The 21,202-nt window shown below is 40.5% G+C and carries 19 protein-coding genes and 1 pseudogene; 7 read left to right on the top strand and 13 right to left on the bottom strand.

Annotation, left to right across the window (positions count from 1 at the left end; genetic code table 11):
* Nucleotides 1–13: 13 nt before the first annotated feature.
* Both mreC and mreD read left to right on the top strand, forming a co-directional pair.
* Nucleotides 14–944: pseudogene (mreC, locus tag ACPEEM_RS08140) on the top strand (rod shape-determining protein MreC); the annotation flags it as partial.
* Between the two features lie 151 nt (nucleotides 945–1,095).
* Nucleotides 1,096–1,584 (top strand): rod shape-determining protein MreD, encoded by a 489-nt coding sequence (gene mreD, locus ACPEEM_RS08135; protein WP_424401672.1) that lies wholly within the window; start codon nucleotides 1,096–1,098, stop codon nucleotides 1,582–1,584.
* A gap of 51 nt (nucleotides 1,585–1,635) precedes the next feature.
* Here mreD and ACPEEM_RS08130 read toward each other — a convergent pair whose 3' ends face one another.
* The 13 genes from ACPEEM_RS08130 to ypfJ all read right to left on the bottom strand — a co-directional run bounded on the left by ACPEEM_RS08130 (nucleotide 1,636) and on the right by ypfJ (nucleotide 14,213).
* Nucleotides 1,636–2,106, bottom strand: a complete 471-nt coding sequence (locus tag ACPEEM_RS08130) for a pyridoxamine 5'-phosphate oxidase family protein (RefSeq protein ID WP_424406578.1) — start codon at nucleotides 2,104–2,106, stop codon at nucleotides 1,636–1,638.
* A 271-nt stretch (nucleotides 2,107–2,377) separates the two neighbouring features.
* Nucleotides 2,378–2,983, bottom strand: coding sequence for a 3-isopropylmalate dehydratase small subunit (gene leuD / locus ACPEEM_RS08125; RefSeq protein WP_424401670.1), 606 nt, complete (start codon nucleotides 2,981–2,983; stop codon nucleotides 2,378–2,380).
* A 160-nt stretch (nucleotides 2,984–3,143) separates the two neighbouring features.
* The gene (leuC, locus tag ACPEEM_RS08120; protein ID WP_424401669.1) at nucleotides 3,144–4,550 is read right to left on the bottom strand and encodes a 3-isopropylmalate dehydratase large subunit; all 1,407 of its coding nucleotides are present in this window, start codon (nucleotides 4,548–4,550) and stop codon (nucleotides 3,144–3,146) included.
* Between the two features lie 181 nt (nucleotides 4,551–4,731).
* Nucleotides 4,732–5,811 carry a 3-isopropylmalate dehydrogenase gene (gene leuB, locus ACPEEM_RS08115; RefSeq protein ID WP_424401668.1) on the bottom strand — a complete coding sequence of 360 codons (1,080 nt, stop codon included), beginning with the start codon at nucleotides 5,809–5,811 and terminating at the stop codon, nucleotides 4,732–4,734.
* A 310-nt stretch (nucleotides 5,812–6,121) separates the two neighbouring features.
* Entirely contained in the window at nucleotides 6,122–7,678 is a 1,557-nt protein-coding gene (gene leuA, locus ACPEEM_RS08110; protein WP_424401667.1) for a 2-isopropylmalate synthase, read from the bottom strand.
* Between the two features lie 531 nt (nucleotides 7,679–8,209).
* Nucleotides 8,210–8,974 carry a glucitol operon DNA-binding transcriptional repressor SrlR gene (srlR, locus tag ACPEEM_RS08105; protein ID WP_424401666.1) on the bottom strand — a complete coding sequence of 255 codons (765 nt, stop codon included), beginning with the start codon at nucleotides 8,972–8,974 and terminating at the stop codon, nucleotides 8,210–8,212.
* Between the two features lie 43 nt (nucleotides 8,975–9,017).
* The gene (gene hxpB / locus ACPEEM_RS08100; RefSeq protein ID WP_424401665.1) at nucleotides 9,018–9,665 is read right to left on the bottom strand and encodes a hexitol phosphatase HxpB; all 648 of its coding nucleotides are present in this window, start codon (nucleotides 9,663–9,665) and stop codon (nucleotides 9,018–9,020) included.
* 81 nt (nucleotides 9,666–9,746) lie between these two features.
* A complete protein-coding gene (gene gutM, locus ACPEEM_RS08095; protein WP_424401664.1) occupies nucleotides 9,747–10,115 on the bottom strand; it encodes a transcriptional regulator GutM in 369 nt (122 codons plus the stop codon).
* 109 nt (nucleotides 10,116–10,224) lie between these two features.
* On the bottom strand, nucleotides 10,225–11,004 hold the full coding sequence (srlD, locus tag ACPEEM_RS08090; RefSeq protein ID WP_424401663.1) for a sorbitol-6-phosphate dehydrogenase: 780 nt from the start codon (nucleotides 11,002–11,004) through the stop codon (nucleotides 10,225–10,227).
* Nucleotides 11,005–11,033: 29 nt separating this feature from the next.
* Nucleotides 11,034–11,405 (bottom strand): PTS glucitol/sorbitol transporter subunit IIA, encoded by a 372-nt coding sequence (gene srlB / locus ACPEEM_RS08085; RefSeq protein WP_424401662.1) that lies wholly within the window; start codon nucleotides 11,403–11,405, stop codon nucleotides 11,034–11,036.
* Nucleotides 11,406–11,481: 76 nt separating this feature from the next.
* On the bottom strand, nucleotides 11,482–12,480 hold the full coding sequence (srlE, locus tag ACPEEM_RS08080) for a PTS glucitol/sorbitol transporter subunit IIB (RefSeq protein WP_424401661.1): 999 nt from the start codon (nucleotides 12,478–12,480) through the stop codon (nucleotides 11,482–11,484).
* 28 nt (nucleotides 12,481–12,508) lie between these two features.
* Nucleotides 12,509–13,063 carry a PTS glucitol/sorbitol transporter subunit IIC gene (srlA, locus tag ACPEEM_RS08075; protein WP_424401660.1) on the bottom strand — a complete coding sequence of 185 codons (555 nt, stop codon included), beginning with the start codon at nucleotides 13,061–13,063 and terminating at the stop codon, nucleotides 12,509–12,511.
* Nucleotides 13,064–13,385: 322 nt separating this feature from the next.
* Nucleotides 13,386–14,213 (bottom strand): KPN_02809 family neutral zinc metallopeptidase, encoded by an 828-nt coding sequence (gene ypfJ / locus ACPEEM_RS08070; RefSeq protein ID WP_424404083.1) that lies wholly within the window; start codon nucleotides 14,211–14,213, stop codon nucleotides 13,386–13,388.
* Between the two features lie 175 nt (nucleotides 14,214–14,388).
* On the opposite strand from ypfJ, the gene lysM reads away from it, so the two are divergent.
* From lysM to lon, 5 genes are all read left to right on the top strand, one after another.
* On the top strand, nucleotides 14,389–14,832 hold the full coding sequence (gene lysM / locus ACPEEM_RS08065) for a peptidoglycan-binding protein LysM (protein WP_424401659.1): 444 nt from the start codon (nucleotides 14,389–14,391) through the stop codon (nucleotides 14,830–14,832).
* 208 nt (nucleotides 14,833–15,040) lie between these two features.
* On the top strand, nucleotides 15,041–16,339 hold the full coding sequence (gene tig / locus ACPEEM_RS08060) for a trigger factor (protein WP_424401658.1): 1,299 nt from the start codon (nucleotides 15,041–15,043) through the stop codon (nucleotides 16,337–16,339).
* Between the two features lie 310 nt (nucleotides 16,340–16,649).
* Nucleotides 16,650–17,231 (top strand): ATP-dependent Clp endopeptidase proteolytic subunit ClpP, encoded by a 582-nt coding sequence (gene clpP, locus ACPEEM_RS08055; protein WP_424401657.1) that lies wholly within the window; start codon nucleotides 16,650–16,652, stop codon nucleotides 17,229–17,231.
* A gap of 15 nt (nucleotides 17,232–17,246) precedes the next feature.
* The gene (clpX, locus tag ACPEEM_RS08050; protein ID WP_424401656.1) at nucleotides 17,247–18,482 is read left to right on the top strand and encodes an ATP-dependent protease ATP-binding subunit ClpX; all 1,236 of its coding nucleotides are present in this window, start codon (nucleotides 17,247–17,249) and stop codon (nucleotides 18,480–18,482) included.
* 124 nt (nucleotides 18,483–18,606) lie between these two features.
* The gene (lon, locus tag ACPEEM_RS08045) at nucleotides 18,607–21,021 is read left to right on the top strand and encodes an endopeptidase La (protein WP_424406576.1); all 2,415 of its coding nucleotides are present in this window, start codon (nucleotides 18,607–18,609) and stop codon (nucleotides 21,019–21,021) included.
* Nucleotides 21,022–21,202 lie beyond the last annotated feature (181 nt).

Genomic DNA, 21,202 nt, shown 5'->3' with positions numbered 1-21,202 from the left:
TATTTATATTCCTATGAAACCCATTTTCGGCAAAGCTCCACCGCTTGGTTTACGTCTGGTTCTGGCAGTGATCGCTTCCATCGCCTTAATTGTCTCAGATGGGCAAACCAACGCCATGATTAAAGCCCGCAGTGTCATGGAAACCGCAGTGGGGGGCTTATATTATCTCGCCAATACACCTCGCACTGTATTAGATGGTGTGTCAGATAATCTGGTGGATACCAACAAGTTACAAATCGAAAATAAAGTGTTACGTGAACAGTTGCGTGAAAAAAATGCCGATTTATTGTTACTGGATCAACTGAAAGTCGAAAATCAACGCCTTCGCTTATTACTCAATTCCCCTTTACGCACCGATGAATATAAAAAGATCGCAGAAGTGCTCACGGCTCAAACTGATGTATACCGCAAGCAAGTGGTGATCAATCAAGGTCAGCAAGATGGCGTGTATGTTGGGCAGCCGATTATTGATGAAAAAGGGGTCGTAGGGCAGGTGATTTCCGTAGGAGAAAATACCAGTCGGGTGTTATTGCTGACAGATGTGACCCATTCTATTCCCGTTCAAGTGCTACGCAATGATGTACGTTTGATTGCCAGTGGCACAGGGGAAACCGATGAATTAAGTTTAGACAATGTGCCTCGTTCGGTGGATATTGTGAAAGGGGATTTATTGGTGACCTCTGGTTTAGGCGGGCGTTTTTTAGAGGGGTATCCCGTTGCAATTGTGGAGTCGGTTTCTCGTGATGGACAAAACTACTTTGCGACCGTAACAGCCAAGCCACTCGCTTCTATGGAGCGTTTACGCTATGTGTTATTACTTTGGCCAACGAATGAAGAAACGCGAAATGTGCAATCGATTTCCCCTGAAGATATTCGTCGCACGGTACAAGAGCGTTTAGAGAATCAAGGTAAAGAAGCCCGAAAAGTGAAAAAAACCTTAGTGCAAGAGGAATCTGAAAATTCGCCTAATCCCACAGAGGATAATTCAGCACCTGCCACAGAAGACAATTTACTTAATGGTGAAAGCAATCATACGAATGGTATAAATGGTACGGAAGAATTACCTGCGGATCCACAATATCAAGAGGAACACTAGTGCAAAAACGGTTTTTATTACAATGGCTTATTGTTATCTGTATTTTTATTGTTGCTTTAGTGCTGGAAATTGCACCTTGGCCAACGGATTTCCAACATTTCAAGCCTGCTTGGTTAGTGATGATTTTGGTGTATTGGGTGCTTTCTATCCCTGAACGGGTCAGTATCGGTTTTGCTTTTGTATTAGGCGTGTTATGGGATCTTGTTCTCGGTTCTATTTTAGGTGTGCATGCCTTGGTTTTATCTTTGTTTACCTATGTGATTGCACGTAACCATTTGATTTTACGTAATTTATCCCTTTGGATGCAAAGTATATTAATTTTGTTATTGGTATTTTGTATCCGGTTAAGTATTTTCTTTATTGAATTATTTATTCACAGTGCCTCATTTAATTGGGAGGAAATTTACGGTGCATTAATTAGTGGCTTATTATGGCCTTGGGTCTTTTTACTGTTAAGAAAAATTCGCCGTCAATTACAATTACGTTAACTGAAAGGAAAAGGCTGAAATTCAGATTTCAGCCTTTTTTCATGGTTCGTCTTATTGTTGGTCGTACTGTGCAAAAATATTGTCTTCCACTTCTTCATATTCCTCGCCTTTGTGCCACTCAACTTTACCATATAACCCCAACGAACGATCGGTAAGTTTAATGTATTCTAAATCAATTGCCCAAACGGATAATGGATCGATCATATGATGAGAAAAACTTTTCTTAAAAAAACGCAGTGCCGCTTCGGCTTCTTCTCCCTCCAGCTTTTTCGCTATTCCCGTAAATTGAACACCTTGTAAAGATGGGATAAATCGGGTGGGCATCGCAATAACCCCAGAAACATAAGGATTTTGGCACATGACCTGTGCATGGTAGGTGGAATCGGTTGTGATGTAGATTAGGCACTCCTGCTTTTCGTCAAAGACATAATAAATGGCATTGCTCCATGGCCGATTGCCATCACAACAGCTGATAGAACAAAGATAATGCTTCTTGATGAAGTTTACGATACGTTTTTGCATATGCGATTTTCTTATTACCTTTATCTTTTTGATTAGCAAACTATTTTTACCTGAATTCCCCCAGAATGTAAATGGTCTTTTTGATAGCAAATGAAGTTTCTTAAAATGATAGGTTATTATAAAACCGCCTTATATAGTTTGTTTCTTGTGTATTTTGTTATTTTTCAATTGATTAGCTGTAACGTTTCAATCTCTCCATTTGAAGTAATGCAATTAAAAAAAGAAGAAAAATAAAAAAAGCCAAGCGAGTATTTTTCGCTTGGCTTGAAGGTTAACGTAAAAAAGCGGGGATTTTACTTTCGTATTCGGCGATTTTTTCCTCATGTTGTAAGGTCAAGCCGATATTATCTAGCCCGTTTAATAGGCAATGGCGACGGAAGGCATCAATGTCAAAAGGGTAAACTTTTCCATTTGCGGTGACCGTTTGGGCTTCAAGATCCACGGTAATGGTTGCCCCTTCATTGGCTTTCACAAATTGGAATAATTCTTCTACTTCTTCGTCGCTTAGTCGAATCGGTAACATTTGGTTATTTAAGCTGTTACCATAAAAAATATCCGCAAAACTTGGGGCGATAATCACACGAATGCCATAATCATCTAATGCCCAAGGTGCATGCTCACGTGATGAGCCACAACCGAAGTTCTCACGGGCTAATAAAATACTGGCACCTTGATAGCGAGGGTAATTGAGCACAAAGTCAGGGTTAGGCTGTTTGCCTTCATCATCTAGAAAACGCCATTCATGGAATAAGTGCTGACCAAATCCTGTGCGGGTGACTTTTTGTAGAAATTGTTTTGGAATAATGGCATCTGTATCCACGTTTGAGGCATCAAGGGGGACGGCAATGCCAGTGTGTTGTTTAAATTCTTTAGGCATGGGTATTCTCTCTTACATATTGATTCTGTTATGTGTTATTTCGCAAGCTTTGCTTGATTGTGCCAAGTCACTCGGGTTGTGTCTTGGTAAGAAAGTGCGGTGGATTTTAAAAAAGTTTTCTCATTAAGTTCCCCCTCTTGTTGGAAGAGGGGCGATGGACTTAATGCAATTCTAGATTGCGAATATCGACAAATTTGCCATAAACTGCCGCCGCAGCTGCCATGGCAGGGCTGACTAAATGGGTGCGTCCGCCTCGACCTTGACGACCTTCAAAGTTACGGTTACTGGTGGAAGCACAACGTTCACCTGGAGCAAGTCGGTCATTGTTCATGGCTAAACACATGGAACAACCTGGCAAACGCCATTCAAAGCCCGCTTCGATGAAGATTTTATCTAAGCCTTCTTTTTCCGCTTGTTCTCTCACCAAGCCTGAACCTGGCACCACCAAGGCTTGCACGCCTTCAGCCACTTTACGACCTTTCGCAATGGCTGCTGCCGCACGTAAATCTTCAATGCGAGAATTGGTACAAGAACCAATAAAAACTTTATCAATATGTACATCTGTTAATTTGATCCCGTATGGTAAATCCATATAGGCGAGAGCTTTTTCTGCAGATTGACGTTCAATCGGATCTTGCATGTCGGCAGGATTTGGAATGCACTGATTAATGCCAATCACTTGCCCTGGGTTGGTTCCCCAAGTGACTTGAGGCTCAATTTCACTGGCTTCTAAGGTGACAACGGTATCAAATACTGCCCCTTCATCGGTATGTAAGGTTTTCCAATAGGCGACTGCATCGTCCCAATCTTTGCCTTTTGGAGCATAAGGTTTGTCTTTTAAGTAAGCAAAGGTGGTTTCATCAGGGGCGATAATGCCCGATTTAGCACCTAACTCGATCGCCATATTACATACGGTCATACGGCCTTCCATTGAAAGATCACGAATGGCTTCCCCGCAAAATTCTACAACGTGTCCTGTGCCGCCCCCCATAGTGGTTTTGCCGATGATGGCTAATACGATATCTTTTGCCGTAATGCCTTCACGCACTTTGCCACGCACTTCAATTTTCATTTTTTTGGCTCGGGCTTGTTTGATGGTTTGTGTTGCTAACACATGCTCCACTTCGGAGGTCCCGATACCAAAGGCTAATGCCCCAAATGCCCCATGAGTGGCGGTGTGGGAATCGCCACAAACAATGGTCATTCCCGGCAATGTTAAACCTTGCTCTGGTCCCATGACGTGGACAATACCCTGATTGATGTGATTAATATCATAGAGCGTAATGCCAAATTGGTTGGTATTTTTGGCTAATTCCACCATTTGCACCCGTCCCATTTCACCAGATCCTGCTAAGTCACGGCTGTCGGTGGGAACATTATGATCCATGGTCGCAACGGTTTTTGTCGGTTGACGGACAGCTCGTCCCATGGAGCGTAAACCATCGAATGCTTGAGGTGAGGTGACTTCATGCACTAAATGGCGATTAATATAAATCAAAGGGGTTTCGCCAGTGGCTTCGTAGACGACATGAGCATCAAAGAGTTTTTCGTATAGGGTTTTAGGCATGGTGTTGTTCCTAATAAAGTTTGGGTGTTAATGATGTTATTTTTTTATGCTTTCTCTGTGACATGCCTTGTATTGAGTCAAGAAAAGCCACAGAAGAAAGGCGACCTTGCAATTTTGTTTTTCTTCGCTGAAAAGGCTTTGTGTACCTATTCACAAAAGTGCGGTCAATTTTTTTCACGTTTTATTTCACCGCTTGTGCGATTAAATCACCCATTTGTTGGGTAGAAATAGGTTGACCTTCATCGGCTAAGTCTGCGGTGCGGTATCCTTCTGCGAGGACTTTTTTCACCGCATTTTCAATGGCATTTGCCGCATCGTTTAAATTGAAACTATGACGTAGCATCATGGCTGCAGATAAAATTTGTGCAATAGGGTTGGCAATACCTTTGCCAGCAATATCAGGGGCTGAACCACCAGCTGGTTCGTATAAACCAAACCCTTTTTCATTTAAACTTGCAGAAGGTAGCATGCCCATTGAACCTGTGATCATGGCACATTCATCGGAGATAATATCACCAAAGATATTTGAGCAAAGTAGCACATCAAAAAATGCGGGTTGTTTGATTAATTGCATGGTGGCGTTATCAATATAGATATGATCTAATTTCACTTCTGGGTAATCTTTTGCCACTTCACACACCACTTCACGCCATAGAATCGAACTCATTAATACGTTTGCCTTATCCACAGAAGTAACGTGTTTGTGACGTTTCATTGCTGTTTCAAATGCCACACGTGCAATGCGTTCAATTTCGTAGCGATGATACACTTCGGTATCAAAGGCTTTTTCGTTGGCACCTTCGCCTTCACGTCCTTTCGGTTGACCAAAATAAATGCCCCCCGTTAATTCACGCACGGTAACCATATCAAAGCCTGTTGCGGCAATATCGGCACGTAATGGGCAAAATTTTTCTAAGCCTTTGTAAAGGGTGGCAGGACGCAAGTTACAGAACAAAGCAAAGTGTTTACGTAGTGGTAATAAGGCACCACGTTCTGGTTGTTGGGCAGGCGGTAAATTTTCCCATTTAGGTCCCCCGACAGAACCAAATAAAATGGCATCACTTTCTTCGCAGCCTTTTAAGGTAGCTTCAGGTAATGGTGTGCCATGGTTATCAATGGCAATGCCGCCCACATCATAAGTGTGGTAGTTTAATTTGAAGGCATATTTTTGTTGGACGACATTTAATACTTTAATGGCTTCTGCCATGATTTCTGGACCGATACCGTCGCCACTTAATACGGCGATGTTGAATGTTTGCATTTGGTTTTTTCCTTTTATCTTTTAATGAACTTGTATTGGATGTAGGTGTTAATTTAATTTTTCAGTGTTGTGACTTTTCTTTGCGTTGCCATCTCTTTCTACTTTTTGCCTGTACAACAAAGTAGCAAAAAATACACCCCGACTAAACTGCATTTCCTCATTCCAAAGAAATTTTCTTTACGCAAAATAAATTGTCTTCGCTTCGCTACGCACCCTTATTTTTCTAAAAATTTCGTTTCATTCGGGCAGCTTACACGGGGATAAACTGCCTATTTGCAAGTTGAAAAGTGCGGTGCTTTTTAGAAAAGTTTTATACACCTGCAATTTTATGTAATTTTAAATCTGCGACTTTTTGTGAACGATAAATGGCATTAATGGCATGAATTAATGCTCTCGCAGAGGATTCTACAATATCCGTAGCAAGACCAACCCCGTGGAAACGTCTGCCTTCATGCTCAACGACAATATCCACTTGCCCTAAGGCTTCAGCCCCTTCACCTTTCGCAGTTAAGTTATAGTGAAGCATATTGATATTTAACCCCGTAATGGACAAGATCGCATTATAAACGGCATCCACAGGCCCGTTACCTCCATTCGACACTTGGCTGACTTTTTTACCATCTAATTCCACTTGCACAAAGGCTGAGGCAGGCAAATGGCTGATACATTGCGAGGTGATCACATCTAAAGTTAAGCGATCTTCATCGCCTTGTTGCATATCAATAAAGGCAAGGGCTTCTAAATCATAGTCAAAAACTTGTCCTTTCTTATCGGCTAATTTCAAGAAGGCCTCATAAAGTTTATCTAAATCATAATCACTTTCTTGATAACCCATATCGGTCATGTGATTTTTCACGGCGGCTCGTCCAGAACGTGCGGTTAAGTTTAATTTTTCTTTCTTCAACCCGATGCTTTCAGGCGACATAATTTCATAGGTATTTTTATGTTTTACCATACCATCTTGGTGAATGCCTGAAGAGTGGGCAAAGGCATTAGCACCGACAATCGCTTTATTCGGTTGAATTGGCATATTACATAATTGGCTCACCATTTGGCTAACACGGTGGATTTCTTGTGTGTTAATGCGAGTGTCTAAACCGTTGAACATATCTTGGCGAGTTTTTATTGCCATCACCACTTCTTCTAATGCGGTGTTCCCCGCACGTTCACCGATACCGTTAATGGTACACTCAATTTGTCTTGCCCCATTTTGAATCGCTGTTAATGAGTTAGCGGTTGCCATGCCTAAATCATTGTGGCAATGAACGGAAATAATGGCTTTGTCAATATTCGGCACACGATTCATCACGTTAGCAATAATATCGCCATATTGATAAGGCAAACAGTAACCTACCGTATCTGGAATATTGACGGTGGTTGCCCCCGCTTTAATTGCCGCTTCGACAATACGACAAATATTATCAACGCCTGTACGTCCTGCATCTTCGCAAGAAAATTCGACATCATCGGTGTAGTTTCTGGCACGTTTCACTGCATTGATCGCCATGTCGACGACATCTTCAAAAGTACGGCGTAATTTGGCTTCTACATGTAATGCAGAAGTTGCAATAAAGGTATGAATACGGAACGCTTCTGCCACTTTTAAGGCTTGTGCTGCTGCATCAATATCTTTATCCACTGCACGAGATAAGGCACACACACGACTATTTTTAATATGACGAGCAATGGTTTGTACAGATTCAAAATCCCCCGCAGAAGAAATCGGAAAACCCACTTCCATCACATCCACGCCTAATCGTTCTAAAGCCAATGCAATTTGTAATTTTTCTTTTACCGTAAGACTGGCTTTTAAAGCTTGTTCGCCATCACGTAAGGTCGTATCAAAAATAATGATGTTGTTTGCCATAGGGTTATCCTTATTTTGTTTTTAGCATATTGTTTTAGCGTTGTATGTTCAGGGTATAAAGTGCGGTGTTTTTTAAAAAACTTTCATAAAACAAAACCCGCTCTGTTGTGCGGGTCTTGTTTGATCGGATATTTTACTGTTTTTTATCCACAACCTAGTCGCACAACAATGTTGAGTGCATGAGGAGGTTGAGAGAGAAAAAAGATGTTGTACACATAAGTAAAAATCCTGTTTTTTTGAAAACTGCAACGTTCTCATATTACCGATTAATATAAGGCTGTCAAATAAAATTTCAGTGTTTAATTTGTTTTTATGGTTTTTTTTTGGAATGGTTTAAGTATAAAAAACTGTTTATATTGATTTCTTTAGTTTTTTATACTGTGTTATGACGGGGTGAGGTGTTTTTTATACTGTATTTTCCTTTATGTCTATGAAATCGCACTTTTTATTGTATCAACGAGGTGTTTAATGACGAGGAGAGGAGGTGAGAGTGATGGCGGCTTTCTGTGAAACAGGCTGAAGCATAATGCCTTAAACAATGATCACCTCAATCCCTTTTTCAATCAGTTTGTCTTTCATTTCATTCGGTAAATTATCGTCAGTTACAATGGTGTGAATTTTTTCTAAGCCACAAACAATATTCGGTGTTTTACGTCCAAATTTACTTGAGTCAGCAAGGACAATGATTTTTTTCGTCGCATTACACATTAAAGAACTGACACGATACACTTCGTTAAATGTGGTTAAACCCACTTCAAGATCAAGCCCATCGGTGCCAATAAATAAAGTATCAAACGTGGAACCTATGAAAACAGATTCGGCAAAATAACCATGGAAGGAGGCGGATTTTTCACGAAATGAGCCACCAGACATTAAGAGGTTATAGGATTTATTGAGTTGTAACACGGCATTAAAAATCGTTAGGCTATTTGTCATAATAGACAGATTATCAAATGCAGTTAAATTGGGAATGAGCTGAAGCACGGTACTGCCCGCATCAAAAATAATGGAATCCCCCTCGTTAATGAGCGTTGCCGCTTTTTTCCCAATACGTTGTTTTTGGCTGAGGTTGACATTGGTTTTAAAATCAATGGGAGGATCCTGCTCAAGCTCTTTTTGTGTGGCAACAACACTGCCGTAAGTTCGTAATACTTTATTTTGCTTTTCCAGTGCGGTGAGATCTTTCCGAATTGTTGCCCCAGTGAGATGAAAATGAGTGGCTAATTCATCAACTTTGGTTTTTCCATTAGTCATTAAATAATTAAAAATATGTTGCTGTCTTTCAAAAGGTTTCATGTTTTTTCCTATATCTTAGCGAGCATATTTTTGTGTTATCCTGCTAATCATTTTCGAGTTTTTTGATCACATCAAGTAATGTGGGTAATTGAGCATCCGCAATGGCAAACTTGGCATTTTGATAATCAGGATTCACGATAAAGGTACGCAACCCTGCTGCTTTAGCGGCAATTAAACCGATAACACTGTCTTCAATCACTAGGCATTCTTTTGCTTCAACGCCCAATTTTTGAATGGTTTTTAAATATACCGCAGGGTGGGGTTTACCAAACTGCTCATGCTCGGCACTGCATTGAAGAGCAAAGTAATCCCATAATTTTAACTTATCAAATACCGCTTGAATGATTTTGGGGGAGGATGAAGTAGCCACTGCCGTTTTGATATGTTTTGCTTTCAGGAAATCCAGTAACTCATATAATCCCAACATTGGCTGACCTTCTCGCAAAATCGCTTGATACACATGATTTAAGATTTTATCTGCTAATTGTCGTGTATCCGTCGGTAAATTAAAATGTTGGATCCAAGTACTGGCAATTTCGTCAATACGCTTACCTCGAGTTAGTTGCTCACAGGTTTGTATTGTAATGTGAATATCAAAGTCTGCTAAGGCATGAATTTGTGCTTTTGCCCAATGTGGTTCAGAGTCAATAATGACGCCGTCCATGTCAAAAATCACGCTACTTATTTTCATTTATTGCTCTGCTCGTATTATAAAATATTTTAAGATTAAAAGTGTATTCATTGAAAGAAAAAAATGTGCATTCTCGATGAGTTAACTTCTATGAAACGCTGAAAGGGCAATTTTTAAGGCAAATTGTGATTTTTTATCTTTCGGGAAAATCTGTTCTGGTTGAATTTGATCCACTTTTAACCCGATGACTGGTTCACATTTTTGTGGGCGAGCGAATACAGAAAGTCCTTTCATTTGTAAGCTATCAATGACGGTTTGATTATCATCAATGGCCAGTACAATAATAGACTTGGGATTAAAACGCCCACTGTTTCTGCCTGTTAAAATTTTACCTTTTTGACTAATTGCCATAAACGCACGATTAAACGCCGAGACTTGTCGCCAACCAAGAATAATTTGTATTAGCCACATAAATGCGGCAAAGAAAATCAATACTGTTATGCTATCCACGAATCCTCCAAAAACTGAAATAACTTTTAGCCAAGTTTAATATCGGATGTCTCTTTGAAATGGATGACCCTTTTTCAACAAGGCTAAAAGTTACCGCATTTTTGTTTGCTTAGAACATCACTTGTCCGCCAGTGATATTAATTGATTGACCAGTACAATAAGATGCTTCTTCGCTTGCGTAGAATTTCAATACGTTCAATACATCTTGATAATCACAGCCACGTTTAAGTGGTACTTTATCAATGTACACTTGTTCAACTTGATCTTCAGGAATACCTAATTTCTTCGCGTATTGAGGGATCAAAGATTGGAACATTGGTGATTTGAGTAAGTTACCTAACATTAATGAATGTACGGTAATGCCGTGATCAGCAAGATCCAAGGCAAGAGATTGTGTTAAACCTACGCCACCGAATTTTGCCGCACTGTAACCTGAGTTGTATTTACTACCCACTTTACCTGATTTAGAGTTGATTTGGATAATACGACCTTTCACGCCATCACGAATCATTAAGCGAGAGAAGTGTTTCGCACATAAGAAGTAACCAGTTAGGTTAACTTTGACAGAAAGATCGAAATCTTTTAACTCGAAATCCCAAATTGGAGAGGCTTTCGCAGTACCTGCACTATAAACGAGTAAATCCACTCGTCCGAATGCTTCATCTGCTGCACGTGCAAGGTTTTCAACACTTGCTTCGTCGCCTGCGTCCACTTGTACACCAACAGATTGACCTTCACCACGTTGAGTATTAATACGTGCTGCGACATTTTTGGCGTTATCACCATTAAGGTCAGCAACAACAACACGGTATCCTGCTTCTGCAAGACCTTCTGATAAGAAGGCACCTAATGTTTGGCCACCGCCAACAACAACTGCAACTTTTGACATAATTTTTTTCCTTCTAGAATTAAAATGGATTATTTTTCATCACGTTTAATGACTAAAACGCTATCGACTGCAACGTTTTTTGGTGCACTACCTTCGAGGTGAACACTACCTGGGAATTCCGCTGCTGCTGCACTGTCAAAACGCCAAGTAACGTGACCGAGTTCTTTAAGGTTTTTGTTCGCTACATCACCGATTGCTGTGATGTAATAAGTGTGTTCATCAAAATTTACTTGATCGCCAACTTGTAAATTGTCAAGCAAATCGCCATGTTCAAGAATATAGCAGTAATCTGCAATATCAGCTGGTACACCTTGTTTAAAAGTGATCAACATGCCGTCTTCTAAAGCGTCGCTTGCTGAATCACCCACTTGAGTAAATTTAGATTGATAAAGAGTCTTCATTACTAAAATCCTTACCTGTGTCAATTTGAGTTAAGTGAAATATAATGGACGCATTACAACACGCCCATTATGTGAATTAGTGATAAATAAAGGCGGAAACTAACCATGCTACGAGTACTGTTGGGGCACCAGTTAAGAAACGACCCACTAATACTGCTGGGACACCAACACGTACGGTGTCTTGTTTGGCTTCTGCCATAGATAAGCCTACTGGGATGAAATCACAAGCGGCTTGAGCGTTAATTGCGAATAATGCAGGTAGTGCTAGGTGTGGCGGAATATTACCCAAACCAATTTGCGTACCCACTAAAACACCGATAACTTGTGCAATGACCGCCCCTGGTCCTAAGAATGGAGAAAGGAGAGGGAAAGAACAGATCAATGCCAGTGTAACGAGTCCAATCGGGCTATTTGCTAAAGGTGTTAAACCGTGAGCAACTAAATCCCCTAAACCAGATGCAATGATGATACCGATTAAGGCTGAAACGAACGCCATAAATGGCAAAATTGTTTTCAGTACGGTGTCAATGGTGTCTCGTCCAGCTTGGAAGAAGACCGCCACAATAGAACCCATACCAATACCAATTTTTGCTAATAAACCGTCGCTTTGCTCAGTAATTTTTTTATTGGCATCATATTCTTTGTATTGCTGAGTTGGTGCGGCTGATTCTTTCACCGTTTCTGCTGCTTGTGGTGCAGGTGCATCTGAATCAATTAACTGAATGTTTTGTGGTCTAACGCCTGAAACATAAATATCTTCTACAATATATTGTGCAAGCGGACCTGATTTACCTGTTGCGTGAATATTAATGGTTGGAATACGACGTTTTGGATATAAACCACAACGTAATGTACCGCCACAGTCAATGATTGCGATACCGATTTCTTCGGCAGGTGGCTCACCTTCTTTGAAGCCATCAACCGCTTCCCAACCTGTTAATTGTGCAATGGTATCCACGATGTCTGGTCGAGTGCCACCAGTCATATAAACAACTTTTTTCCCTTCGACTACTGGTAGTGTTAAAGGACCGCCCCAACCGCTATTTCCTCTTTCAATATAAAGTGCTTTACTCATTATTTGTTACTCCGTTCTTAAGAGATGATTAATTAGAGATGTGAACTTCACGTTCAAGGGTGATACCCATTCTTTTCTCAAAAATTGCGGTAGTGAAGTCAGTGATCCAGCCACGGAAGAAGTTAGTGACAATACCCACTAATAAATAGCTCATTGCTAAAGGACCTAAAGGTAAGCCTAATTGTGTGATACCGTTTGCGATACCTAAATAAACGAAAAGCTCACCTGGGTTAATGTGTGGGAATAAGCCGTTCATAGAGTGACAGCTATAAGAGGCCGCTGCGTAGTAGCTTGGTTTGTAGCGTTCAGGTAAGAAACGACCTAAACTTAATGTCATTGGGTTACAGAAAATAAATGTCCCGATGACAGGTAAAATTAAATAGCGAGAAATTGGGTTACCCGCACTACGTTGTGCAAGACGCTCAATACGTTCTTGTCCAATAAACTTAATTAAAGCATTCATGACGACAAGGAGAGAAATTAATAGAGGCAGGATACCCGTCATCATATTAACTAAAACTTCCCCACCTTTTTGGAATAGCCCAATAAACCATTCGGCGCCATGTGTAATGTATTCGATCATACGACCTCCTAAATGAAGAATTAATGTTGTGTTGTTGCAGAAAGACAACGTGCCTTATCATAGAACATTTCAGTTTTAAAAAAAGTGAATTGGATCACAGTTTGAAAACAAAGAAATCAAAATGAAATAAAAAATCTTTTATTTTGATTCCTTTGTGTTCATTTTTTTATCAATATGGCGAAGAGCTATACAATTGAAGGCGGTGAGACACTAAAACAGAGCAAGAAAGGGCTTGAAAAAGAAAATTATCGAACACATTCAACAGTGCGATAACCATCGGCTTAATGATCAGTTCAATGATTAACGCACGTTCTGAGAAAAATCAGAAGGTATTACATTGGCTAGGATTGCCTGTGTTTAAGCCTCGTTTGAACCACTGTAAGCGTTGTGCAGACGTGCCATGAGTGAAACTATCAGGAACTACATAGCCTTGATGACGTTTTTGTAAACGATCATCACCGACGGCTTCCGCCGCATTAAAGGCTTTTTCTATGTCGCCTGTTTCAAATAAACCTGTTTTTGTAGCTTGATGTGCCCACACGCCAGCAAAGCAGTCTGCTTGTAATTCGACTTTTACCGACAGTTGGTTCGCTTGAGCTTGATGGGTTTGCCCTTGCAAACGGTGGACTTTCGGCAAAATGCCGAGCAAGTTTTGGATATGGTGTCCGACTTCATGAGCAATCACATAAGCAAATGCCGCCTCCCCACCAGCACCAAGCTGGTTTTTCATATCATGATAAAAAGACAAATCCAGATAGACTTTGCGATCATTAGGACAATAAAAGGGCCCCATTGCAGATTGACCCGTTCCACAGGCGGTGTGGGTAACACGGTTATAAAGAACCATTATAGGAGGTTGATAGCGTTGTTGTTGGCGAGCAAAATAATTACCCCATACTGTTTCGGTATCCGCCAGCACCACACGGGATAACTGATTGAGTTCTTGCTCTTCTTGGCTTGATAATGAATGAGATTGCGGCATACCAAAATCAGACGTGCCCACCAAACCCGATAAATCGACACCATAATAAGCCCCGATTAATACAATAATAAAGCCCAAAATCCCCGTTTTTTTGCCTCCACCAAAGCCACCGCTTGCAGAACGACGATCTTCCACGTTTGTACTTTCTCTACGACCACGCCAACGCATAATATTTTCCCCACTATTTTTCACTAAAATTATTCATTCTAGCCTAGATTGCACAAAGTGCGGTCAAATTTATGCAAGAATATTCAAGTTGTGTAAAGATTTGCCTTGAGCATAGACTTCAAGGCATGATTCCGTTATGTTCTATCTGATATTTTTAACCAAAGAGGAACTAATCATGGGTTTATTTGATTTTGTCAGCGATATTGGTCGTAAACTTTTTTCAAAACAAGAAGATGCGGCAGATGCCGTAGCTAACCACATTAAAGAAGATAATCCAGGGATCGACGATCTGTCGGTACGTGTTGAAAATGGTGTGGCAATTTTGGAAGGAAACGCCGCTTCTGCGAGTGCCTTAGAAAAAGTGGTCTTAATGGCTGGTAATGTAGCAGGGATTACGGCAGTTAATGTTGAACAAGTTCTGATTAAAAACGGCGAAAGCTTGGCGAGCGATGACGAATTCTATGTTATCCAAAAAGGCGATACCTTATGGAAAATTGCTGAAAAAACCTATGGCAATGGTGCAAAATATACGGCTATCGTTGAGGCGAACAAAGAAGTTATCAAGGATGCCGATAAAATTTTCCCAGGTCAAAAAATTCGTTTACCTAAGGCATTGTAATCCATAAAGGGATTGACAAAAGGAAGCTTTATTCAGGCTTCCTTTTTTGTTTTGCATGAAATTTGTACAAATATGCGTTTTTATACGGCATTTTCTCGACTGATGTGTTTTAACCCGTTATAATTCGTCGGTTATTTTTAACTTTAATTTTTACTAACGTGTTCGGTGTGTGCATTCGCCGAGTGCAAATTCATTTTGAGGTAACATAATGTCATTTACTATTGAAACAACTCAAGGTCTTGAGCGTCGTGTTCAAATCACCGTTCCATCTGAAACTGTTGAAGGTGCAGTACGTGAAGAATTAAAACGTGTTGCAAAAACTGCACGTATTGACGGTTTCCGTAAAGGTAAAGTTCCACCCCATATTATTGAAAAGCGTTTTGGTGCATCAGTACGTCATGATGTCTTAGGCGATGTGTTACAAAGTCATTTCTTCAATGTAATCATTGAACAAAAAGTGAATCTTGCTGGTCGTCCATCTTTTGCGGTTGATCAATTTGAAGCAGGTAAAGATTTAGTTTTCACGGCGACATTTGAAGTGTATCCAGAAGTGACTCTACAAGGTTTAGATCAAATCAAAGTAGAAAAACCAGTAGTTGAAATTACGGATGCTGACATTGATAAAATGATCGAGGTATTACGTAAACAACAAGCAACTTGGTCAGAAACAGAAGAAGCAGCGAAAGCAGAAGACCGTGTTGTGATCGACTTCCAGGGTTCAGTTGATGGTGAAGTCTTTGAAGGTGGTAAAGCAGAAGATTTCACATTATTTATGGGACAAGGTCGCATGATTCCAGGTTTTGAAGAGGGAATCGTGGGTCGCAAAGCGGGCGAACAATTCGATATTAACGTGACGTTCCCAGAAGAATACCATGCAGAAAACTTAAAAGGTAAAGCAGCAAAATTTGCAATTACCTTGAAAAAAGTGGAAGTGATGGTATTACCAGAATTAACTGATGAGTTTGTGGTTAAATTTGGTCCAAATACCAAAACCGTTGAAGACTTACGTAACGAAATTCGTAAAAACATGCAACGTGAATTAAAAAATGCCTTAACGGCTAAAGTGAAAGGTCAAGTGATTGATGGTTTACTTGCTCAAAATGCTATTGATGTTCCTGCTGCGGCTGTGGAACAAGAAATCGAAGTGTTACGTGGTCAAGCGGCACAACGTTTCGGTGGCAACAAAGAGCAAGCAGCTCAATTACCTCGTGAATTATTCGAAGAGCAAGCGAAACGTCGTGTTCAAGTCGGTTTATTATTAGCGGAAGTGATTGCTTCACATGATTTAAAAGCAGATGAAGATCGTGCAAAAGCGATGATTGAAGAAATCGCCTCTGCTTATGAGCAACCAGAAGAAGTGGTTGAATATTACAGCAAAAACAAAGAGTTATTGAATAATATCCGTAACGTTGTGTTAGAAGAGCAAGCTGTTGATGCCGTACTTGCAAAAGCACAAGTGACTGAAAAATCAGCCTCTTTTGATGAAGTGATGAATCCACAAGCTTAATTAACTTTCGTTTTACGATTTCATCTTTTAAGTGCGGTCAGAATTTTAAAAATTTTGACCGCACTTTTTTATAGATAGCCCTTTATTTTGTGATTTTACAGGGGTAATAAATATTCAATTTAGTGAAATACAATTTTTCAGGTAGAATAGCCGAATAATTAAGTGATCAACGAGGGTGTGTTTAGATTTTTTATCAACTTACTCAGCATAAGGCAGAGCGTGATGTCTGCCTTATTCTTGTTTAGAGAGGATTGTTGGTATGTATTATACAAAATGTAAACATTCGCCGAATTTTTATAAAGAGGTAAATATGAGTGTAATTCCTATGGTTGTCGAGCAAACCGCAAGAGGTGAGCGTTCTTATGACATTTATTCACGTTTGTTAAAAGAGCGTGTGATCTTCTTAAGTGGTGAGGTTGAAGACCGTATGGCAAATTTGATTGTTGCCCAATTATTATTTTTAGAGTCGGAAGATCCAGAGAAAGACATTAATATTTACATTAACTCACCGGGTGGCTCAGTCACCGCGGGCATGGCAATTTATGACACGATGCAGTTTGTTAAGCCTGATATTCGCACGCTTTGTGTGGGGCAAGCTTGTTCCATGGGGGCATTTTTATTAGCGGGTGGCACAGCAGGTAAACGCATTGCCTTACCTAATGCCAGAGTGATGATTCACCAACCATTGGGCGGTTTTCGTGGACAAGCATCGGATATCCAGATTCATGCACAAGAAATTTTAAAAATTAAACAGACCTTAAATGAACGTTTAGCCCTTCATACAGGTCAAACCATTGAACGTATTGAACGTGATACAGATCGTGATAATTTTATGTCTGCGGAAGAAGCAAAAGCCTATGGCTTAGTGGATGAAGTGTTAGCGAAACGGTAAGAGTTAGGATTAAAAATGGAAAAAGACACGGAATTACATTGCTCATTTTGTGGCAAAGAACAAAAAGAAGTCAGCAAGCTGATTGCTGGCACATCAGGCTATATTTGTAATGAATGTATTGAGTTATGCCATGAAATGCTGCTCTCTGAAGAGGTGGAGACGGTCGAAACCCCTGAGTTGAAACAACAAAAATTACCGACACCACATGAAATTCGAGCACATTTAGATGATTATGTCATTGGGCAAGATTATGCGAAAAAAGTGCTGTCCGTTGCGGTATATAACCATTATAAGCGTTTACGTTCTGATAAAAAAATCACCGATGTTGAGTTAGGCAAAAGTAATATTTTGCTTATTGGACCAACGGGAAGTGGTAAAACCTTATTAGCTGAAACCATGGCTCGCATGCTAAATGTTCCCTTTGCGATGGCTGATGCCACCACGTTAACAGAAGCAGGTTATGTGGGGGAAGATGTTGAGAATGTGTTACAAAAATTGGTACAAAGTTGTGATTATGATGTGGAACGGGCTGAACAAGGGATTATCTACATTGATGAGATCGATAAAATTACCCGTAAATCAGAAAATCCTTCTATTACACGAGATGTATCGGGAGAAGGGGTACAACAAGCGTTATTGAAATTGATCGAAGGCACCGTTGCCTCAATTCCACCACAAGGGGGACGTAAGCACCCACAACAAGAAATGTTGCGTGTGGATACCTCAAAAATCTTATTTATTTGTGGCGGGGCTTTTGCAGGGCTAGATAAAATCATCGAAAAACGTTCGCACGTTGGCTCAGGCATTGGCTTTAGTGCGGAAGTCAAAGGTAAGCAAGATAAAGCGAGCTTAAGCCAATTATTTGAACAAGTTGAGCCTGATGATTTAATGAAATTTGGCTTGATTCCTGAATTTATTGGGCGTTTGCCAGTGGTGGCACCTTTAGCTGAATTAGATGAAACCGCATTGGTGAAAATTTTAACCGAACCGAAAAATGCATTGATTAAGCAATATCAAGCCCTCTTTGCGTTGGAAGACGTGGTGTTGGAATTTACCCCTGAAGCTTTAATCGCCATGGCGAAAAAAGCGTTAGCACGTAAAACGGGGGCACGAGGATTACGCTCCATTGTGGAGGCGATTTTATTAGATACGATGTATGATCTCCCGTCATTGCAAAATCTTGAAAAAGTCTTGGTGGAAGAGCGTACAATCACCGAAAAACAACCGCCTACATTGGTGTATAAAGCATAATTCATCCTTATTTATCTCAAAGTGCGGTGATTTTTACCGCACTTTTTTGCCTGTAAGCTTGATTTATGATTATTTAGCCGCATATTAGACAGACTATCCTATTTTTTAACGAAGAGAGAGCGGAATGAACGCAAAAACAACACAGCAACAAACTATTCCCGTTTTACCTTTGCGTGATGTGGTCGTATTTCCTTACATGGTGATGCCATTATTTGTTGGCAGAGCGAAATCGATCCGTAGCTTAGATGAAGCCATGGAAACGGGTAAACAATTATTGTTAGTTTCGCAAAAGCAAGCTGATTTGGAAGAGCCGACAGTTGAGGACGTTTATCACGTTGGAACGGTCGCCAATATTATTCAATTATTAAAATTGCCAGATGGCACCGTAAAAGTGCTGGTAGAAGGGCAACAACGTGCCAAGATTGACGACCTAGAAGATAATGGTGAGTTTTTTTCAGCGAAGATTAGCTTGATTGACACGGAATTGGGTGATGAGAAAGAACTTGAAGTGGTCAAAAAAGCCACTTTAGCAGAATTTGAAAAATACGCCAAACTTAACAAAAAAGTACAACCTGATGTGCATGCTGCATTAGAACGTATTGAAGAATTTGACCGCTTGAGTGATACCTTAGCCGCCCATATGCCTGTGGCGGTGAAACATAAACAAAAAGTGTTAGAAATTCCTCAAGTTGTGGCACGTTTTGAATATTTATTGGGTTTAATGGCATCTGAAACGGATTTATTGCAAATTGAAAAGCGTATTCGCGGTCGTGTGAAAGAACAAATGGAAAAGACACAGCGTGATTACTATTTAAATGAGCAAATTAAGGCAATCCAAAAAGAGCTAGGGGAAGGTGACAGTGCCGATGAAATTGATCAACTTCGCCAAAAAATTGAAGACGCCAGAATGCCGAGTGAAGCCAGACAAAAAGTCGATGCCGAGCTACAAAAGTTAAAAATGATGTCGCCAATGTCTGCTGAGGCCACGGTGGTTCGTAGCTATATTGATTGGATGATCCAAGTGCCGTGGCATAAACGGACGAAAGTGAAAAAAGATCTCACCAAAGCCCAGCAAGTGTTAGATGCGGATCATTACGGTTTGGAGCGTGTGAAAGAGCGGATTTTAGAATATCTTGCAGTTCAAGCACGTTTAAATCAAATTAAAGGTCCGATTCTTTGCTTAGTGGGACCGCCAGGGGTGGGGAAAACCTCTTTAGGGCAATCTATTGCTCATGCAACAGGGCGTAAATATGTTCGTATGGCATTAGGTGGCGTGCGTGATGAAGCGGAAATTCGTGGACACCGTAAAACCTATATTGGGGCATTACCAGGCAAATTGATTCAAAAAATGGCAAAAGTTGGCGTGAAAAACCCGCTATTTTTACTGGATGAAATTGATAAAATGAGTTCAGATATGCGTGGTGATCCTGCTTCTGCCTTATTAGAAGTGCTTGATCCTGAACAAAATACGTCTTTTAACGATCACTACTTAGAAGTGGATTATGACCTGTCTGATGTGATGTTTGTCGCCACTTCAAACTCAATGCGAATTCCTGCACCATTATTGGATCGTATGGAGGTGATTCGTCTTTCTGGTTACACCGAAGATGAAAAACTTAATATTGCGACTCGCCATTTAATTGCTAAACAAATGGAACGTAACGGGTTAAAAGCAGGCGAACTGACCATTGAAGACAGTGCAATTTTAGATATTATTCGCTATTACACCCGAGAAGCAGGCGTGCGTAGTCTTGAGCGTGAAATTTCAAAAATCTGTCGTAAAGCAGTGAAAAACCTCTTGTTAGATAAAAAACTGAAATCATTAAAAGTGAATGCGTCTAACTTACAGGATTATTTAGGTGTTAAACGCTTTGAGTTTGGGCGTGCAGATACACAAAACCGTATTGGTGAAGTGACAGGTTTAGCGTGGACAGAAGTGGGAGGGGATTTATTGACCATTGAAACCGCTTCTGTTTTAGGTAAAGGAAAACTCACTTATACAGGCTCGTTGGGCGATGTGATGAAAGAATCGATCCAAGCGGCAATGACTGTGGTGCGTTCTCGTGCGGATAAATTGGGGATTGCCTCTGATTTCCATGAAAAACGGGATATTCATATTCATGTGCCTGAAGGGGCAACGCCAAAAGATGGTCCAAGTGCGGGGATCGCAATGTGTACTGCTTTAGTTTCTTGTTTAACGGGTAACCCCGTCAAAGCGGATGTGGCGATGACAGGGGAAATCACTTTACGTGGCAAAGTGTTACCTATTGGTGGGTTGAAAGAGAAACTGCTCGCAGCCCATCGTGGTGGCATTAAAACCGTGATTATTCCGAAAGAAAACGTCAAAGACTTGGAAGAAATTCCAGAGAATGCGAAAAATAACTTAACCATTCACGCGGTAGAAACCATTGATGAAGTGTTAACCATCGCATTAGAAAATCCACCAAGTGGCGTAGAGTTTGTTAAACTCACACCTGTGAATGCGACAAAAACGGTTCGTAAAGGCCGTTCGAGCAGTCGTAAAAGTGCGGTGAATTAATCATCAATTTCCTTTTCATGGCAGAAATACTGTGGTGAGGATCACATGATAAGGCATGGTAGATAAGTCAATTTTCTACCATGCCTTTGTTGTTTTCATCAGTCACTAGGATCGCACAATAAACGAGATAGCGAAGGAAGATGAGCTTCTAGGCATTTGGGCTTTTCTACTCAGGGAAGAA

Source organism: Pasteurella pantherarum (assembly GCF_049670885.1).
GTDB lineage: Bacteria > Pseudomonadota > Gammaproteobacteria > Enterobacterales > Pasteurellaceae > Pasteurella.
This window is presented reverse-complemented; position numbering and strand designations above follow the sequence as displayed.

Excerpts from the sequence above, each read along its gene's own strand:
- ACPEEM_RS08130 (WP_424406578.1), bottom strand. The coding sequence starts at position 2,106 with ATGCAAAAACGTATCGTAAACTTCATCAAGAAGCATTATCTTTGTTCT.
- leuD (WP_424401670.1), bottom strand. The coding sequence starts at position 2,983 with ATGCCTAAAGAATTTAAACAACACACTGGCATTGCCGTCCCCCTTGAT.
- leuC (WP_424401669.1), bottom strand. The coding sequence starts at position 4,550 with ATGCCTAAAACCCTATACGAAAAACTCTTTGATGCTCATGTCGTCTAC.
- leuB (WP_424401668.1), bottom strand. The coding sequence starts at position 5,811 with ATGCAAACATTCAACATCGCCGTATTAAGTGGCGACGGTATCGGTCCA.
- leuA (WP_424401667.1), bottom strand. The coding sequence starts at position 7,678 with ATGGCAAACAACATCATTATTTTTGATACGACCTTACGTGATGGCGAA.
- srlR (WP_424401666.1), bottom strand. The coding sequence starts at position 8,974 with ATGAAACCTTTTGAAAGACAGCAACATATTTTTAATTATTTAATGACT.
- hxpB (WP_424401665.1), bottom strand. The coding sequence starts at position 9,665 with ATGAAAATAAGTAGCGTGATTTTTGACATGGACGGCGTCATTATTGAC.
- srlD (WP_424401663.1), bottom strand. The coding sequence starts at position 11,004 with ATGTCAAAAGTTGCAGTTGTTGTTGGCGGTGGCCAAACATTAGGTGCC.
- srlB (WP_424401662.1), bottom strand. The coding sequence starts at position 11,405 with ATGAAGACTCTTTATCAATCTAAATTTACTCAAGTGGGTGATTCAGCA.
- srlE (WP_424401661.1), bottom strand. The coding sequence starts at position 12,480 with ATGAGTAAAGCACTTTATATTGAAAGAGGAAATAGCGGTTGGGGCGGT.
- srlA (WP_424401660.1), bottom strand. The coding sequence starts at position 13,063 with ATGATCGAATACATTACACATGGCGCCGAATGGTTTATTGGGCTATTC.
- ypfJ (WP_424404083.1), bottom strand. The coding sequence starts at position 14,213 with ATGCGTTGGCGTGGTCGTAGAGAAAGTACAAACGTGGAAGATCGTCGT.
- lysM (WP_424401659.1), top strand. The coding sequence starts at position 14,389 with ATGGGTTTATTTGATTTTGTCAGCGATATTGGTCGTAAACTTTTTTCA.
- tig (WP_424401658.1), top strand. The coding sequence starts at position 15,041 with ATGTCATTTACTATTGAAACAACTCAAGGTCTTGAGCGTCGTGTTCAA.
- clpP (WP_424401657.1), top strand. The coding sequence starts at position 16,650 with ATGAGTGTAATTCCTATGGTTGTCGAGCAAACCGCAAGAGGTGAGCGT.
- clpX (WP_424401656.1), top strand. The coding sequence starts at position 17,247 with ATGGAAAAAGACACGGAATTACATTGCTCATTTTGTGGCAAAGAACAA.
- lon (WP_424406576.1), top strand. The coding sequence starts at position 18,607 with ATGAACGCAAAAACAACACAGCAACAAACTATTCCCGTTTTACCTTTG.